Origin of the sequence: Paraburkholderia franconis (assembly GCF_009362735.1) — a bacterium.
GTDB lineage: Bacteria > Pseudomonadota > Gammaproteobacteria > Burkholderiales > Burkholderiaceae > Paraburkholderia > Paraburkholderia franconis.
This window is the reverse complement of record NZ_WHNP01000013.1, coordinates 1-14,898: the sequence shown is the minus strand read 5'-3', so window position 1 is coordinate 14,898 and position 14,898 is coordinate 1. Positions and strand designations below refer to the sequence as shown.

The following is a 14,898-nucleotide window of genomic DNA, read 5'->3' as shown; positions in this document are numbered from 1 at the left end:
TTCGGCCGATCGCCGGTCAAGCGCGGCCCGATTGCCCTTTCTGCCGAAACGTCCAGACGGAGTTGATCGAAAAGGTCGCGACGAGCACGACACCCGTGGCGACCATCTGCGCGACGAGGTAGTTGATCCCGAGGTCGACAGCCAGCCACTTCATCACAAGACCATTGATCAACATGCCGAAGCATGCCGTCGCCGCGAACTTCGGCAGCGTGAGGATGATGGGTTCGCCTGTGGAAAAGGTATATCGGCGGTTCAGCTCGTAGTTGACGACGGCGCCCACGACGGCCCCGCTCACCGAGCCGCCGACGGGCCCCGTCACGCCCGATGCCACGAGCGCGACGAGCGTGCAATATTGCGCGGCCGTACCGACTGCGCCGACACCCGCGTATCTGAAGAGGCGCGTTGCGAGCGGCGCCAGGTGCTTTTGGCGCGCGTCAGACATTGGACGCGCTATTCGCCTGGTAGCGGTCCCTGATCAGATACACGGGACGCTTCTTCGACTCGACATAGATGCGTCCGATGTACTCCCCCAGCACGCCGATGCCGATCAACTGCACGCCGCCCAACATCAGCACGACGGTCAACATCGATGCATAGCCGGGTACGGCGACGCCGAGAATCAACGTCCGCGTGACAAGGAACGCCGCGTACATAAAGGCGAAAGCCGCGACCGCGCAGCCCACGTACGTCCACACACGCAATGGCAACGTACTGAAACTCGTGAATCCTTCGAGCGCGAAGTTCCATAGTTTCCATCCGGAGAACTTCGACTCGCCCGCTGCACGCGGCTCGCGCACGTAATCGATAACGGCCGTCTTGTAGCCGACCCATGCGAAAAGCCCCTTCATGAAACGCCGTGTCTCCGGCAACTTCCTGAGCGCGTTGGCCACGTCGCGCGTGATCAGCCGGAAATCGCCGACGTTCTCGGGAATCCGCGTGTCGCAAACGGCGTTGTGCATCCGATAGAACATCGAGGCCGTCCGGCGCTTCAGGTACGAATCGGAATCCCGGTTGCTGCGCCTTGCCAGCACGACGTCATAGCCTTCGCGCCATTTGTCCACCAGTTGCGCGATCACACGCGGCGGGTCTTGCAGATCTGCGTCGAACGGCACCAGCACATCGCCCAGCGCCTCGTCGAGCCCGGCCGAAAGCGCGGCTTCCTTGCCGAAGTTGCGCGTCAGATCGATCACGCGGATACGGCGGTCGAGATCGGCGCGCGCTTGCAGCATCGCGAGCGTATCGTCGCGACTGCCGTCGTTCACGCAGACGATCTCGAACGTGATTCCGTCGATGGCTTCGAGAACGGGAATGGTGGCGGCGAAAAAGTGGTCCATCACCGCTTCTTCGTTGTAGAACGGCACGACCAGCGACAGCAAAGCCGCGTTGCGCGCTTTCGGCGCCGATGCGTCCGCTGCCGGCGCGGCGTTCGATGAGTTGCCCGACGCATGGGGACCAAGCTCATCCGCATCCATCTCGCGCCGTAAAGGCGAGTCGAACTGTTCGCGGCCGATATAGTTCATGATTCATTCCCCGACAAGAAGGCATGGCAGCCGCGGTCGCTCATGTACGCAAGCTCAGTGCTCGCGCACGGCTGCGTCGAAGCCATTTCGCTTGGGCTATTTGGCTTGGGCTATTTGGCTTGGGCTATTTGGCTTGTGCCATTGGTCCGGGCCATTTGAGCCTGGGAACCAATGTAATGCCGTTCGGACCCTGCGTTTGTTCGCCACCCCACTTTCCGCGCGCGCGAAGCCCGTGGACGAAGGGCCGCCGGAGTGTCGCAGATGCCCCAATCGGTCGCGCTCCGTTCGCCGTCGAACGATCCGATCACGACGCTGCGTGGAAGATTGCAATGTGACAGCGCGCGATACGCGAGACCGCCATTGCGTTGGACAAGGGGGGGACACGCAGAATGGATCAGCATCTGGCAAACCTGGACGTGCACGAGGCGTGGCGCATCGTTCCCGTCCTCGTCGTGCTTTTCGGTGCGATTTCCGTGTTGCGCTGGCGCGGACTCGATGCGCAGGAGATTCGCGCAGACGAGCGCTCCCGCTACATCGACGGTCTGCGTGGATTCCTCGCGTTGGGCGTATTCCTCGCGCACGCTTCGGGCTACTACACCTACATGCGCGCGGGATTCTGGGGACCCGGACCTGACCTGTTCTTCAATCAGCTTGGGAATATCGGCGTGTCGGTGTTTTTCGTCATCACGAGCTACCTGTTCTGGGGAAAGGCGATTACCGCATCCACGCGCGTGCACCGCGCCGCCGACTATCGCGGATATCTGTTCTCGCTTTACCTGTCGCGCTTTTTTCGCGTCGCCCCACTCTTCTATTTCGTGCTCTGCCTCACGCTTCTGATCGTATTCTCGGCGACGGGTCTGCATCTGAATGTGAGTCCCGCGAAGCTCACGAAGGAAATCGTCAACTGGATGGCGCTCGGCCTCGGCGCAAACGTATGGATTAACGGAAGCCCCGAGCCGCCCGTGATGTTCGGTATGGTGTGGACGCTCGCGTGGGAGTGGTACTTCTATTTCTCGCTCGCGGTGACATCGCTGATCGCCTTCGTCCCACGGCTGCGCACCGCGTTTGTCGTGCTGCTTTTCGGCGTATCGGCGGCGTTCAGTGTCGATGCCCGCTTCGGCGTGTGGTCGTATCTGATGCTCTTCAGCATCGGCATGATGGCCGCTTCGTTGCCGCGTAGCAGCCTTCGGCTCGACGGGATACCCGTGCATGTGCGATCACTGGTTGCAACCGCATTGATCGCACTCGCGTATGCCGGCGTCGGCGTTTCGAACGCGCTGGTTCAGAACCTGCTGATCGCCGCGTTCTTCTATCTGGTTCTGACGGGCTGCGACCTCTTCGGCCTGCTGAAATCGCGGGGTGCCCAGCGGCTGGGCGCCATCAGCTACGGCATCTATCTGACGCACGGTGTCTGCCTGCATCTGGTGTTCGCGAATCCGTCGCTGCGGCAGTTCTCGACGGGTTCGATCACGCAGTATTGGGCCGTCGTGCTGATCGCGGGTGTGCTGGTCGTCGCGATGTCCTGTGCTACCTATGTGATGATCGAACGTCCCGGCATTGCTCTGGGGCGTGCGCTACTGGCGCGTCGAGGATGGAGAGAGAAAACGCCGCAGTCCGGAACGGACGCGCAGACTGCGGCGGCAACATGAGTCGAGCCGGGTTGAACGCTCGGCGCGCCGTCAGTGCGCCTGCATCTTCGAATAGAGATTGAGCACGACCACGCCCGCGACGATCAGGCCGAGCCCCGCCACGGCCGCGAGATCGGGCACCTGGCGATACAGCACGATCGCCACCAGCGTGATTAGCACGATGCCGACGCCCGACCAGATCGCATAGACGATCCCCACGGGCAGGCTCTTCAACGTCAGCGACAGGCAGTAAAACGAAATGCCGTAGCCGAGCAGCACGACGAGCGCGGGGACCGCGCGCGTAAAGCCTTCCGACGCACGCAGCGCGGAGGTTGCGATCACTTCGGCGACGATCGCGATCGCGAGCAGCACATAAGGCGGCACGCGCATGCGTCACGCCTTCGCAAGCGCGAGCTTGCTGTAGTCGTGGCCCAGTTGCGCGCACAGCGCCTCGACGACGAGTTCGTGATCCGCGCGTTGCGGCAGTCCCGACACCGTCACCGATCCGATCACGCCCGCGCCCTTCACGGTCAGCGGAAACGCGCCGCCATGCGACGCATAGTCGGATACGGCGAGGCCGTGCTTGTCCGCGAGCGTCGCGCCCGACTGCTGCAACTTCAGTCCGACGCCGTACGAACTGCGGCGGAAATGCGCGACGGTGTTGCCCTTGCGGCGCGCCCAGTCGACGTTGTCGGGCGTTGCGCCTTCGAGCGTGCAGAAGAAGAGCGGCTGGCCGAACGTGCGAATGTCGATCGCGAGCGCGAGGCCGCGCGCTTTCGCGATCTCGTGCAGATACGCGCCGAGTTGCCACGCGCTGTCGGCATCGAAATGGGGGAAGACGAGCGCATGTTCCTGCGCGGCGATCGACTGCAAATCGTGAGCGATGTCCATGGCGTGTCGAGGTAGCAAAGTGAATGCATGCATGCCGCGCATCCCACAACGGCTTGCACGGCACAGAGGAACGGCGATTCTCGCGCAGGCATCGCGCGCGCCGCCTGCCATGCTCGCACATCGGCGGCGCGTGTTCGAGACGGGTGTCGCGGCAAGCCAATTGCGTGTCGCTTCACGTGCTTTCCAGTCGATTCTTAAAAAACGATTGCATCGACCCTGCGTTTGCCATATAATCTTTTCTTCGACGGACGCGGGGTGGAGCAGTCTGGCAGCTCGTCGGGCTCATAACCCGAAGGTCGTAGGTTCAAATCCTACCCCCGCAACCAAGTTCAGCATGAGCAATTTCCGTCGCACCATCAAACCCGCCGTCGGCGGGTTTTTTGTTTCAGGGTCGGCCTCATTTGCGCGAATGCCTTCGCGTCGAACCGCGCGCCCAGGCGTCATCGTGAACGCGCGAGCCGGTGATACACTCGCATCACCATTCTCCGTCCCCTCTCTATGAAATTCTGTTCCGTCTGCGGCCAGGCAGTGAGCCTGAGCATTCCGCCCGGCGACAACCGGGAGCGCTTCGTCTGCGCGAGCTGCGGCACCGTGCACTACCAGAATCCGCGCAACGTGGTCGGAACCGTTCCCGTTTGGGACGACAAGGTGCTGCTGTGCCGCCGCGCGATCGAGCCGCGCTACGGCTACTGGACGCTGCCCGCAGGCTTCATGGAAATGGGCGAGACCACGTCGGAGGCCGCCGCGCGCGAGACGCTGGAGGAAGCCGGCGCGCGCGTCGAAGTGCAGAACCTGTTTTCGCTGCTGAACGTGCCGCACGTGCATCAGGTGCATCTGTTCTATCTCGCGCGGCTGCTCGATCTCGACATCGAGGCGGGCGAAGAGAGCCTCGAAGTGCGGCTCTTCGAGGAGCGCGACATTCCCTGGAACGACATCGCGTTCCCGACCGTCGCGCAGACGCTGCGCTTCTTCTTCACCGACCGCACATCCGGCAACTACGGCCTGCATACGGGCGACATCTTCCGCTCGCTGCGCGACGGCTGACGTCACGACCACCAAGGCAGCATGGTTCCCTGGCTAGGCCCCGACGATCCGTTTCCGCCCGTCGAACGCGCGCTGTCCGCGGCGAGCGGCGCGCCCGGCCTGCTCGCCGCGAGCGCCGACCTGCTGCCTTCGCGGCTGATCGATGCGTACCGGCACGGGATTTTCCCGTGGTATTCGGACGGCCAGCCCGTGCTCTGGTGGACGCCCGATCCGCGCATGATCCTGCGTCCGCGCGAGTTCAAGGTCTCGCCGTCGCTGAAGAAGACGCTCAAGCGCGTGTTGCGCGACGACGCCTGGGAAATCCGCGTCGACGTCGACTTTCCCGCCGTGATGCGCGCCTGCGCGCTCGCGCCGCGTCACGGCCAGCGCGGCACGTGGATCACGTCGGATGTGATCGAGGCATACACGTCGCTGCATCGCCACGGCGACGCGCACAGTGTCGAGACCTGGCATCGAGGCAAACGCGTCGGCGGTTTGTATGGCGTGTCGTTCGGCAAGATGTTCTTCGGCGAATCGATGTATGCGGAAGTGACGGATGCGTCGAAAATCGCGCTCTCCGCGCTCGTCTTCCACTTGCGACGCCATGAAATAGAAATGATAGACTGCCAGCAGAACACGTCTCATCTGGCGTCGCTGGGCGGCCGCGAGATCGCGCGCAAGGCGTTTGTCGCGCATGTGCGTGCTTCCGTCGACGCCGCGCCGATCCCTTGGCCATTCGACAAGACTGTGCTGCGCGATCTGATCATGCCGGCCCTGCCGTCGGCATGACGTGAGCGCCGCCGCGCAGACGACGATAACCACGATGGACGTGTGCGTCCGGCATTTTGCGGGCCAACTGCCACCCGTCACCAGCAATTGCCAGCAGACAGCCGGATTTGCAAAACCAGAAACGCTTCGAGAGCTGCTAACGTGACTCACCCGAATGAGCTGCCGCTTTCACCGCTTTCGGCGCTGCAATTCTATGCAACAGCGCCTTACCCTTGCAGCTATCTGGAAGGGCGCGTTGCGCGCTCGCAGGTCGCCACGCCCAGCCATCTGATCAACTCCGACGTCTACACCGAGCTCGTTCGCGCGGGCTTTCGCCGCTCGGGCGTGTTCACGTACCGGCCCTATTGCGACGGCTGCCGCGCATGCGTGCCCGTGCGCGTGCCCGTCGAGCGCTTCAAGCCGAACCGCACGCAGCGCCGCGTATGGAAAAAACACGGCGATCTGATCGCGACCGTCTCCCCGCTGCATTACGACGAAGAGCACTATGCGCTCTACATGCGCTATCAGTCGGCGCGGCACGCGGGCGGCGGCATGGACCGCGACAGCCGCGACCAGTACGAGCAGTTCCTGCTACAAAGCAGGATCAATTCGCGTCTCGTCGAATTCCGCGAGCCGGCCATTCCCGGCTATGCGGGTCATCCGGACATGCCGGGCACGCTGCGCATGGTCAGCATGATCGACATTCTCGGCGACGGGCTGTCGTCGGTGTACACGTTCTTCGATCCTGACCAGCTGCACACGAGCTACGGCACCTACAACATCCTTTGGCAGATCGAACAGGCGCGCAGCCTGAAGCTGCCGCACGTGTACCTCGGCTACTGGATACGCGAGAGTCCGAAAATGGCCTACAAGGCCAATTTCACGCCGCTCGAAGGGCTTTTCGACGGCGCCTGGAAGGTGCTCGATCCCGTCGCGCCCGACCTCTCGCCCGTCGATGCCGCAAAAGCCGGCTCGCGCGTGCTGCACATCGGCCGCGGTTGAGCAGCCCCGCCTCGCGCGCGGGACTTGCGACGACTATCCACGAGCCCGACGCCGTTCCGCAACGCGCGTCTCGCCTCACAACCCGCCTGTCCGCGCAACCGCGCAAGAAACCCAAAACGCTCATAGCCGCTGCGCCGAACCGTTAAAATAGCGGGTTCTCATTTTCAGCCGCCAGGCGCCCCGCCGTGTTCAGTTCCCTTTATCCGCTCGTACGCGCTCAACTCTTTCGCATGGACGCGGAAGACGCCCACCATCTGACCTTGCGCCTGCTCGGCGCCGCCGGACGCGCCGGCGTGGCGGGCGCGCTCGCGCCGCACGTGCCCGATTCGCCGCGCACCGTGATGGGCCTGACGTTCAGGAATCCCGTCGGACTCGCGGCCGGGCTGGACAAGGATGGCGCGTGCATCGACGGCCTGGCCGCGCTCGGTTTCGGCTTTATCGAAGTCGGCACGGTGACGCCGCGCGCGCAGCCGGGCAATCCGCGCCCGCGCATGTTCCGCCTGCCGCAGGCGAATGCCGTGATCAACCGGATGGGCTTCAACAACGCGGGCGTCGAGCAGTTCGTGAAGAACGTGCAGGCCGCGCGCTATCGCGGCGTGCTCGGCCTGAACATCGGCAAGAACGCCGACACCCCCATCGAACGCGCCGCCGACGACTACCTGTACTGCCTCGAGCGCGTCTATCCGTTCGCGAGCTATGTGACCGTCAACATTTCGTCGCCGAACACGAAGAATCTGCGCCAGCTGCAAGGGGCCGACGAGCTCGACGCATTGCTCGCGGCGCTCAAGGACAAGCAGCAGCGCCTCGCCGATCTGCACGGCAAGCTCGTCCCGCTCGCGCTGAAGATCGCGCCCGATCTCGACGACGAGCAGATCAAGGCGATCGCCGACACGCTGTTGCGTCACAGTTTCGAAGGCGTGATCGCGACCAACACGACGCTGTCGCGCGCGGCCGTGCAAGGCCTGCCGCACGCCGACGAAGCGGGCGGCCTGTCGGGACGGCCGGTGTTCGACGCGTCGAATGAAGTGATCCGCAAGCTGCATGCGCAGGTCGGCAACGACGTGCCGATCATCGGCGTGGGCGGCATTTTTTCGGGTGCGGACGCGCAAGCGAAGCTCGACGCGGGCGCGTCGCTCGTGCAGCTCTATACGGGCTTCATCTACCGCGGCCCTGCCCTCGTCGCCGAATGCGCGCAGGCGCTGGCAAAGCGCCCGGCGTAATCATCGAGGCCGCGTCGCGCGTGGGCGCATCCACGCGTGAAATGGGCATCAAATCCTGAGGCGGCGCGTCTCGCGCGCCATCACCGCACGGCCGCCAACGCATCGAGCCGCGCGCCGAAACGGTCGAAACGCGGCTTGTAGTAATGGTCGGGATCGAGCGAGTACGCGACACGGCGCGTGCGCCCCATCAGCTCGTCACGCGGAAAAAAGCCGAAGTAGCGCGAGTCCGCGCTGTCGTCGCGATTGTCGCCGAGCATCAGATACTCGTCGGGCGGCACCGTCACGGGGCCGAACGAGCTGCGCGGGCTCGGCGCGAGTTCCGAGAGCCGCACGACGTGCGAGAAGCCCGCGAAGCGCTCGGTCAGATAGTCGCCGGGCGACACGGCGTCGCCGGGCAGCGGCGCGAGCGCGAGCGGTTGATAGCTCGCGCGCACGCCATTCACATACAGCACGTTGTCGCGCATCTCGACGGTATCGCCCGGCAGGCCGATCAGGCGCTTGACGATCAGCTCGTGCGCCGCCGACGAATCGACCGTCACGATGTCGCCGCGCTGCGGATCGTGCAAATGCACGAGCGCGATATGCGTGAGCGGAATGCGCAGATCGTAGGCCATCTTGTCGACGAGGATGCGGTCGCCCTCGCGTATCGTCGGCAGCATCGAGCCGCTCGGCACGACATTCCAGTCGGCGATCGCGCTGCGAAACAGCACCATCAAGACGATAAACGCAACGAGACTCTTGTTCTCGCGCCACAGCCGGACCAGCATGCGCATGATCGCGCTCCTTTCGACGACACCTGAAGGAAAACGAAAGCGGACCGTGGAATCCGGTCCGCGCTGATCCTACCACCGCGCATGCGATGCGGGCAGCTTCACTCGCAGGGAAACGTCAGCCCCAGCGCCGCGCGCGCCGCATCGGCCATCGAGATCATCTGGTGCGACTTTGCGTGCGTCATGATCGGGCTTTCGAGCTGCCCGTCGCGAATCAGGTCGCAGAAGTGCTGCGTCTCGTAGTTCAGGCCACCGCCTTCGAACGGCGCATCGAGCTCGACGACCCGTCCGTCGACATAACGCACCGTCGCGCGCGACGGATTCCACCAGTTCTCGTGAATCGTCATGTTGCCGCGCGTGCCCGCGATAAACGCATCGCCCTTGCCGAACAGGTCGAGCCCGCAGAAGAGCTGCGCGATGCCCTTTTCGTGCCGGCTATTGAGGCTTGCGAACGTATCGACGCCCGTAGATCCAAGCCGTCCCAGCGTCTGCACGTCGAGCGGCGCGCCGAGCCAGTCGACGGCGAGGAACATCTCGTAGATGCCGATATCGAGCAGCGCGCCGCCCGCCTGTTCGAACGACAGCGACGGATGATCGTCGGGCACGCCGGGCACCGAGCAGCCCGCACGCACGAGGCCGATATCGCCGATGGGTTCGGCGGAAAGATGCTCGCGCAGTTTCCGGTAGAGCGGATAGAACGGCGGCTTCATCGCTTCCATGAAGAGCCGCTGCGAAGCGCGCGCGCTGTCGATCACGCGCGCCAGTTGCGCCGCATTCACCGTCGCGGGCTTTTCGCACAGCACGTGGATGCCGGCCTCGAGCGCGGCGCACGCGTAATGCGCGTGGCTGTCCTGCATCGTCGCGATATAGAGCGCGTCGATTCCGCTCCGAAGCAGCGCGTCGAAGCTGTCGGGCGCTGCGCCGCCATGCTGCTGCGCAAATGCCTCGGTGGGTGCGCGGCGGCGCGACCATACGGCCGCGAGGCGCGCGTTCGGGACGTGCGCGAGGCTCTGCGCGAAGCGGTGGGCGATGCGGCCTGCGCCCACGATGCCCCAGCGTATCGTGGCGTGATGTGCGGACGGGTCGTGCGTAGCTGCGTTGTTCATCGGTCGCAAGAAAATCCTGATCGGTGAGTGACAGCCGACATTGTCGCCGATGTCGTCTCCCACTTCGCCGGACAGGCGCTTGCGGCCTGGCGGAATTCTGCTTGCAGCTCTATTCCGTCTGCGCGTCGGGCATCGACACGCTCAGGCGGCTCATCGAATAGTCGATCACCGCCATCGACGCCGCTTCCGCTTCCTTCGCATCGTGCGCCTCGATTGCCTCGACGACGCGCGAATGCAGTTTCACCGTTTCGTCCCATGCGCCCGGCGGCTGCTCGACGAGCGGCTTGAGCGCCGACAGCGCGCCGCGAATGATGGCCGCCATCTGCTGGAAGAACTGGTTGCCGCTCGCGACGACGATGCGCGTATGCAGCGCTTCGTCCGCCGTCTGATGGCCGGGCTCGCCGGGCGGGCTGGTACGGAACGCCTCAAACGCATCGCGGATCGCGGCGATGTCCGACGCGTTGCCGCGCGTCGCCGCCTGCGCCGCGGCGCGCGGCTCGATCAGCACACGGAACTCGATCACGTCGCGCAGAAACATCGGGTCGGGCTTCGCGCGAAAGCGCCAGTTCACGACGTCCTCGTCGATCATCCGCCAGTCGTGCATCGGACGTATGCGCGTGCCGATCTTCGGCCGCACGTCGAGCATGTGCCGCGCGAGCAGCATCGACAGCGCCTCGCGCATCACCGTTCGGCTCACGTCGAATTCCTTCGACAATACGTCTTGCGGTGGGAGCACCGCGCCGTATTTCTCTTCGACGATCCCGGTCACGAGCCCGTCCATGACCTTGCTGACCAAGGACCGTTCTTTATTGGTTTGTTCCATCATCATGCTCTCCCCGATGAGGCGTTTCTCGCCTGCGATAAGTGTTGATCACGCGCCCTCGTGTCATCTTCTGATAGATAGCCAACAGTACGTTGCGTCGCTTTATCCTGATACGCCAGTCGGGAATCTCCTTGACAGGGTATTCCCTCCGATGAATTGTTTCTTTCGTGTAACGCGTCGTGAAGCGAAGTGAAGCAGCGCATCGCAGCAGCGTGCGCAACGGGGAAAAATTGCATCGAAGAAAGGCACGCAAGCATTTTTCCGCCATCTACCCGTTACTTTGATTACGTCGTTTCCGATCGCATCAATTAGCAGTCCGCATGCAAATTCACGCAGCGCTGCCGATCGCAACGCACAATCCGCTTCTGCTATTCCTCCATCAACAAGGTCCGTTCGCCACCGACGCGTAGCGTCCGCCGAAAAACACCAGCGGCGCCTGTTCGTCGAGCGAGAAAACCAGTACTTCACCGATGAACAACGTGTGATCGCCGCAAGGATGCCGATCGACGATACGGGCTGCAAAACGTGCGACCGCCCTCTCCAGCAGCATCACGCCAGGCAGTCCGTCGACGGCGGCGAAACAGGGCACGAGCCACGTCTGCGGTTCGCCCGCGAAATGGCGGCTGTGCGGCTCCTGGTCATTCGACAGCACGCTCACGCCGAAGTGCGTGTCATCCATCAACCTTTCGTGCATCCGCGCGCGCGTGCCGACCGACACGACGATCAGCGGCGGATTCAGCGAGCCGGACATGAACGCGTTGGCCGTCATCGCGTGCAAAGATTCACCGCAGCCGCTCGATATCACGACGACGCCTGTTGCAAAGCGGCCGAGGGCGTGGCGAAAGCGGCGCTCGTCGAAGACAGGTGCACATGCAACGTCTATAGCGTCGACGGGGAGCCTTCTGGCGTTCATCTGCGATCCTCGCTCCATGCCAAACCTCGTTCATCGTCCGCGCGCGACGCTTCGACGCTACGCTGCGCCGCATGCAACCATTGAAGCAACCGTGAACACGATTCACTGTTCGTGAGCACACGTAGCCTGATGAATTGACCGATCGTGACTGCCATTGCAGCGCACACGCATCCCCGTAGGACGTGAGTCGGGTCGCCCTGGCGTGACGCCGCTCGCGCGCGGCGTCACACAGGCGCATCCGTCATGCCGTGGGATGCGTGTCTGGCACGGGCGCCGACGTCAATGGCTTGCGCGCAATGAAGTGAAACCACCAGGCATCGCTGGTCTGCGCCTGTTCGGGAATGGACTGGCCGTCGCAGCTATTGAACACGGCATCGATGGCGAACCCCAGTTGCCTGAGCTGCCGCCGTTGCTCCCGCAGCGTCGTGTAGACGATCACAATGCCGAAGTAATGCGCGGCGGCCGTTTTGATCGAATAGCCTTCGAAGTCGCGATGCAGCTTTGCGTTACGGCGGTAGTTGTAGACGGCCTGCGGCAACTGATGCATCGAGCGCAACACGCGCCAGCCGAATCGCGCAGGGTTGACCGAAAAACGCGGCAGCAGGTTGCGAGGGCTCTCCTGAAAGCCCGGGCCTTCGCGATTGTGACTCGAGAACAGCACCACCCCACCTGGCTTCGTCACGCGGTACATTTCCCGCAGAATGCGCTCGCGGTCTTCATAGTCGACGCAATCGATGCCGTTCCAGCTGAACGCGCACAACGCGAAGTGATCGGACGGCAGCGCCGCCATGTCGCGCGCGTCCATCAGCCGAAGATCGACGCCAGGAAAGCGCCGCTGCGACTGCTCGAGCAGCTTGGCGGTGTAATCGATGCCCACATAGTTCGTCGAAATTTCCCGCATCAGCGGCACGGTGCGGCCCGCGCCGATGCCGATATCGAGCAGCGGCTGTCCCGCGCACTCGGCGGCAACCCAGGCGAATGCGGCCTCTTCGCCGAGATCGCTCCAGGTTTTCTCGGTGTTGAATTCGCGCCATGCATCGCGTGAATTCCACGCCTGCTGATTGATGCGATCCATTGGAAGTTCCAAGGTCATGAGCTCACTCCGTCAGAATAGGTTCCGTGCGGCGTCGGCACCGACACCGCGGCTGCAGCCCTGTCGCCCTTCGCGTCCTCTCGCGGCATGGAACCGGATCGTCCACGCACGGCGGATACCTCGACAAAGCTATCGAACAACCATTGGTTCGCCCCCGTGATCGCGGCCTCGCGTGCTTCGCGAGTGAAGAGCGCATGATCGAGCCGCGGCAAGGTCATCGTTCGTACGCCGGGGTAGCGCCGCAATGCGCGCAGCCTCGAACCGAACTGGATCTTGAGTTCTTCGATTCCAAGATCAAACTCGCCATAGGCGAGCCGAACATTGGCGCCCTTGTCATGCAGCTTCCGCATCAGATCGTGTACATCGTCCTTCGACAGCGAGATGCCCGTGCAAGACCTGACCCATTCGGCAGCACGCAGACCCGCGCTGCGCGCGAAGCGCGTCGACAGGCCGCGCAGCACGCGCATGAGCGAGCTTTCGCCGTGCAGCACACGCTTCCATTTTTCGACGCTCAGCGCCGAGCGTCGCAATACGGCGGAGGGCGCGAGCCCCGCCGTCGCCTCCGTCAGCTCGATGCCGTCCCAGATGAATTTCTGCAGGTTCACGCCATAGCAGCCGACGATCTGCGGATGCCGCGCGCACGCGTGCAGGCTCACGAACGCGCCGCCGCATACGCCGAACGCGACGATGCGCGAGTGGCCCTGCGCGATCAGCCAGTCGGCGCCCGCCATCGCATCGATCGGGGACTGGTCCGCGTAAATCGTGTCCAGATCGACATGCGGCGCGGTGGGCGAACTGTCGCCGAGTCCGCCCAGATCCATGCGCAGCGACGCGATGCCTTGCGCGGCCAGCAGCCGCGCGAACAGCACGAAGATGCGGCCATCGCCGATATGGTGGCTCGCGCCCGTGTTGACGAACAGCACGGCGGGTGCATCGGCGCGCGGCCCATCCGGCTTGCAATGGATGCCGAAATAATCGCCGAACACGACGGGATACTCGCTCGCGCCTTCGCGCGTGAGCCGCAACATGGGCTCCTCGCAGCGCCAGGCATTTCCTTCGCATGCAGCGGCCCGATCCATCTGCGCAACAGGCGCTACAGGCGCAACGGGCGCATCGCGCCGTTCGGCGCTGCCGCCCGCCGCGAACCACGTCGTGACAGCCGCGAACGCTTGAACGGGCTCGACGCTGTACAACGCCTCGATGAGAAACCGGTCGGCCTCTTCGAACGGCTGACGCTCGACTTCGACGCCATGCGCGATGTAATGCTGCGCGAGCGCGGCAAGCCGCGCGCGGTCGCTCGATTCGAAAATCAGCACGCGCCGCGCAGGCGAGCGCGTATCGTTGCGCAGATCGACTGCGGCAAGCTGCGCGATGTCGTCGCCATGCAGCCCGAAGCCGAACGCTTCGACATACGCGGCGTTATCGGGAATCGGCACCGCGTTGATGCCCGCCGGCGTACTGAGCCAGCCCTGACGATGCGCGCGCAACTCGCGGATATAGCTCTTGCCCAGCACCACGGGCGACAGCATCACGAGGCCGTCGATGTCGCCGATGCGCTGCGCGGCGAGCGCGGCCAGGGTCGCGCCGAGCCTCAACCCGCACAGCGATACGCGCTCGACACCCGTGCGCTCGCGCAGGCATTGCACGGCGCTGGCGATGCTGGCGATCCATGCATCGATGCGTCCCACGTCCTCTTCCACGCCCGCCGAGTCGCCCGCGCCCGGATAGTCGAAGCGCAGCACGGGCATGCCCGCCGCCGACAGTCGCTGCGCCAGCGCACGCCAGCCGCGATGCGTGCACAGCGTGTCATAGCCGAACGGGTTGCACAACACGACACCGTGCCCCCCCTGCGCCGGATGGAGCCAGCCGAAACAGTCGTCGAAAACGACAGGTGTCATCGAAGTCCCTGAACGCGAGGTTCACGCCTGACCGCCGCAACCCACGCTATCGCATCGACGGCAAGCTGCGCGGCTTCCCTGATTGAACGAAACGAAGAGCGGCATCCTCGACGTTGCTCGTGATTTAAACAATCCCGACCCGACGAATCTGTACGCCGACCCACACTACCGTGCGATGCACAAAGCACGCGCGGCGGGCCTCGGCGCGCAACGCGCACGGCCGTCCGGCCGCCCCTCCCGACC

Annotated in this window: 15 protein-coding genes and 1 tRNA gene; 6 read left to right on the top strand and 10 right to left on the bottom strand. The window is 64.0% G+C overall.

Annotated elements, in window-relative coordinates:
• Nucleotides 1-16: 16 nt before the first annotated feature.
• Nucleotides 17-442: a GtrA family protein gene (locus tag GCT13_RS15920; protein WP_152759679.1), complete on the bottom strand. Its 426-nt coding sequence runs from the start codon at nucleotides 440-442 to the stop codon at nucleotides 17-19.
• Complete coding sequence (locus GCT13_RS15915; protein WP_227746868.1) at nucleotides 435-1,520, bottom strand: glycosyltransferase family 2 protein; 1,086 nt, start codon at nucleotides 1,518-1,520, stop codon at nucleotides 435-437. Before GCT13_RS15915 ends, GCT13_RS15920 begins: the two co-directional genes overlap by 8 nt.
• Before the next feature lie 389 nt (nucleotides 1,521-1,909).
• On the opposite strand from GCT13_RS15915, the gene GCT13_RS15910 reads away from it, so the two are divergent.
• Nucleotides 1,910-3,169 carry an acyltransferase family protein gene (locus GCT13_RS15910; protein WP_152759677.1) on the top strand — a complete coding sequence of 420 codons (1,260 nt, stop codon included), beginning with the start codon at nucleotides 1,910-1,912 and terminating at the stop codon, nucleotides 3,167-3,169.
• Nucleotides 3,170-3,199: 30 nt separating this feature from the next.
• On the opposite strand, the gene GCT13_RS15905 is transcribed toward GCT13_RS15910, so the two are convergent.
• Both GCT13_RS15905 and GCT13_RS15900 read right to left on the bottom strand, forming a co-directional pair.
• Nucleotides 3,200-3,532 carry a DMT family transporter gene (locus tag GCT13_RS15905; protein ID WP_407670805.1) on the bottom strand — a complete coding sequence of 111 codons (333 nt, stop codon included), beginning with the start codon at nucleotides 3,530-3,532 and terminating at the stop codon, nucleotides 3,200-3,202.
• 9 nt (nucleotides 3,533-3,541) lie between these two features.
• Nucleotides 3,542-4,039: a heme-degrading domain-containing protein gene (locus GCT13_RS15900; RefSeq protein WP_087739203.1), complete on the bottom strand. Its 498-nt coding sequence runs from the start codon at nucleotides 4,037-4,039 to the stop codon at nucleotides 3,542-3,544.
• 249 nt (nucleotides 4,040-4,288) lie between these two features.
• Between GCT13_RS15900 and GCT13_RS15895 the strand changes: the two genes are divergently transcribed.
• The 5 genes from GCT13_RS15895 to GCT13_RS15875 all read left to right on the top strand — a co-directional run bounded on the left by GCT13_RS15895 (nucleotide 4,289) and on the right by GCT13_RS15875 (nucleotide 8,052).
• Nucleotides 4,289-4,365 (top strand) — tRNA-Met (locus tag GCT13_RS15895).
• Between the two features lie 172 nt (nucleotides 4,366-4,537).
• A complete protein-coding gene (locus GCT13_RS15890) occupies nucleotides 4,538-5,083 on the top strand; it encodes an NUDIX hydrolase (RefSeq protein WP_090861851.1) in 546 nt (181 codons plus the stop codon).
• A 21-nt stretch (nucleotides 5,084-5,104) separates the two neighbouring features.
• Nucleotides 5,105-5,851, top strand: coding sequence for a leucyl/phenylalanyl-tRNA--protein transferase (aat, locus tag GCT13_RS15885; protein ID WP_152759674.1), 747 nt, complete (start codon nucleotides 5,105-5,107; stop codon nucleotides 5,849-5,851).
• A 141-nt stretch (nucleotides 5,852-5,992) separates the two neighbouring features.
• Nucleotides 5,993-6,832 carry an arginyltransferase gene (locus tag GCT13_RS15880; RefSeq protein WP_321574389.1) on the top strand — a complete coding sequence of 280 codons (840 nt, stop codon included), beginning with the start codon at nucleotides 5,993-5,995 and terminating at the stop codon, nucleotides 6,830-6,832.
• Nucleotides 6,833-7,017: 185 nt separating this feature from the next.
• The gene (locus tag GCT13_RS15875; protein WP_321574388.1) at nucleotides 7,018-8,052 is read left to right on the top strand and encodes a quinone-dependent dihydroorotate dehydrogenase; all 1,035 of its coding nucleotides are present in this window, start codon (nucleotides 7,018-7,020) and stop codon (nucleotides 8,050-8,052) included.
• A gap of 80 nt (nucleotides 8,053-8,132) precedes the next feature.
• On the opposite strand, the gene lepB is transcribed toward GCT13_RS15875, so the two are convergent.
• From lepB to GCT13_RS15845, 6 genes are all read right to left on the bottom strand, one after another.
• Entirely contained in the window at nucleotides 8,133-8,825 is a 693-nt protein-coding gene (gene lepB, locus GCT13_RS15870; RefSeq protein ID WP_152759670.1) for a signal peptidase I, read from the bottom strand.
• A 98-nt stretch (nucleotides 8,826-8,923) separates the two neighbouring features.
• Nucleotides 8,924-9,928 carry a Gfo/Idh/MocA family protein gene (locus tag GCT13_RS15865; RefSeq protein ID WP_152759668.1) on the bottom strand — a complete coding sequence of 335 codons (1,005 nt, stop codon included), beginning with the start codon at nucleotides 9,926-9,928 and terminating at the stop codon, nucleotides 8,924-8,926.
• A gap of 109 nt (nucleotides 9,929-10,037) precedes the next feature.
• On the bottom strand, nucleotides 10,038-10,751 hold the full coding sequence (locus tag GCT13_RS15860; protein ID WP_152759666.1) for a FadR/GntR family transcriptional regulator: 714 nt from the start codon (nucleotides 10,749-10,751) through the stop codon (nucleotides 10,038-10,040).
• A gap of 379 nt (nucleotides 10,752-11,130) precedes the next feature.
• A complete protein-coding gene (locus tag GCT13_RS15855) occupies nucleotides 11,131-11,664 on the bottom strand; it encodes a flavin reductase family protein (RefSeq protein ID WP_152759664.1) in 534 nt (177 codons plus the stop codon).
• Nucleotides 11,665-11,905: 241 nt separating this feature from the next.
• Complete coding sequence (locus GCT13_RS15850) at nucleotides 11,906-12,757, bottom strand: class I SAM-dependent methyltransferase (protein ID WP_152759662.1); 852 nt, start codon at nucleotides 12,755-12,757, stop codon at nucleotides 11,906-11,908.
• Nucleotides 12,754-14,655 (bottom strand): alpha/beta hydrolase, encoded by a 1,902-nt coding sequence (locus GCT13_RS15845; protein WP_152759660.1) that lies wholly within the window; start codon nucleotides 14,653-14,655, stop codon nucleotides 12,754-12,756. Before GCT13_RS15845 ends, GCT13_RS15850 begins: the two co-directional genes overlap by 4 nt.
• Nucleotides 14,656-14,898 lie beyond the last annotated feature (243 nt).

Excerpts from the sequence above, each read along its gene's own strand:
- GCT13_RS15920 (WP_152759679.1), bottom strand. The coding sequence starts at position 442 with ATGTCTGACGCGCGCCAAAAGCACCTGGCGCCGCTCGCAACGCGCCTC.
- GCT13_RS15915 (WP_227746868.1), bottom strand. The coding sequence starts at position 1,520 with ATGAACTATATCGGCCGCGAACAGTTCGACTCGCCTTTACGGCGCGAG.
- GCT13_RS15910 (WP_152759677.1), top strand. The coding sequence starts at position 1,910 with ATGGATCAGCATCTGGCAAACCTGGACGTGCACGAGGCGTGGCGCATC.
- GCT13_RS15900 (WP_087739203.1), bottom strand. The coding sequence starts at position 4,039 with ATGGACATCGCTCACGATTTGCAGTCGATCGCCGCGCAGGAACATGCG.
- GCT13_RS15890 (WP_090861851.1), top strand. The coding sequence starts at position 4,538 with ATGAAATTCTGTTCCGTCTGCGGCCAGGCAGTGAGCCTGAGCATTCCG.
- aat (WP_152759674.1), top strand. The coding sequence starts at position 5,105 with ATGGTTCCCTGGCTAGGCCCCGACGATCCGTTTCCGCCCGTCGAACGC.
- lepB (WP_152759670.1), bottom strand. The coding sequence starts at position 8,825 with ATGCGCATGCTGGTCCGGCTGTGGCGCGAGAACAAGAGTCTCGTTGCG.
- GCT13_RS15865 (WP_152759668.1), bottom strand. The coding sequence starts at position 9,928 with ATGAACAACGCAGCTACGCACGACCCGTCCGCACATCACGCCACGATA.
- GCT13_RS15860 (WP_152759666.1), bottom strand. The coding sequence starts at position 10,751 with ATGGAACAAACCAATAAAGAACGGTCCTTGGTCAGCAAGGTCATGGAC.
- GCT13_RS15855 (WP_152759664.1), bottom strand. The coding sequence starts at position 11,664 with ATGAACGCCAGAAGGCTCCCCGTCGACGCTATAGACGTTGCATGTGCA.
- GCT13_RS15850 (WP_152759662.1), bottom strand. The coding sequence starts at position 12,757 with ATGACCTTGGAACTTCCAATGGATCGCATCAATCAGCAGGCGTGGAAT.
- GCT13_RS15845 (WP_152759660.1), bottom strand. The coding sequence starts at position 14,655 with ATGACACCTGTCGTTTTCGACGACTGTTTCGGCTGGCTCCATCCGGCG.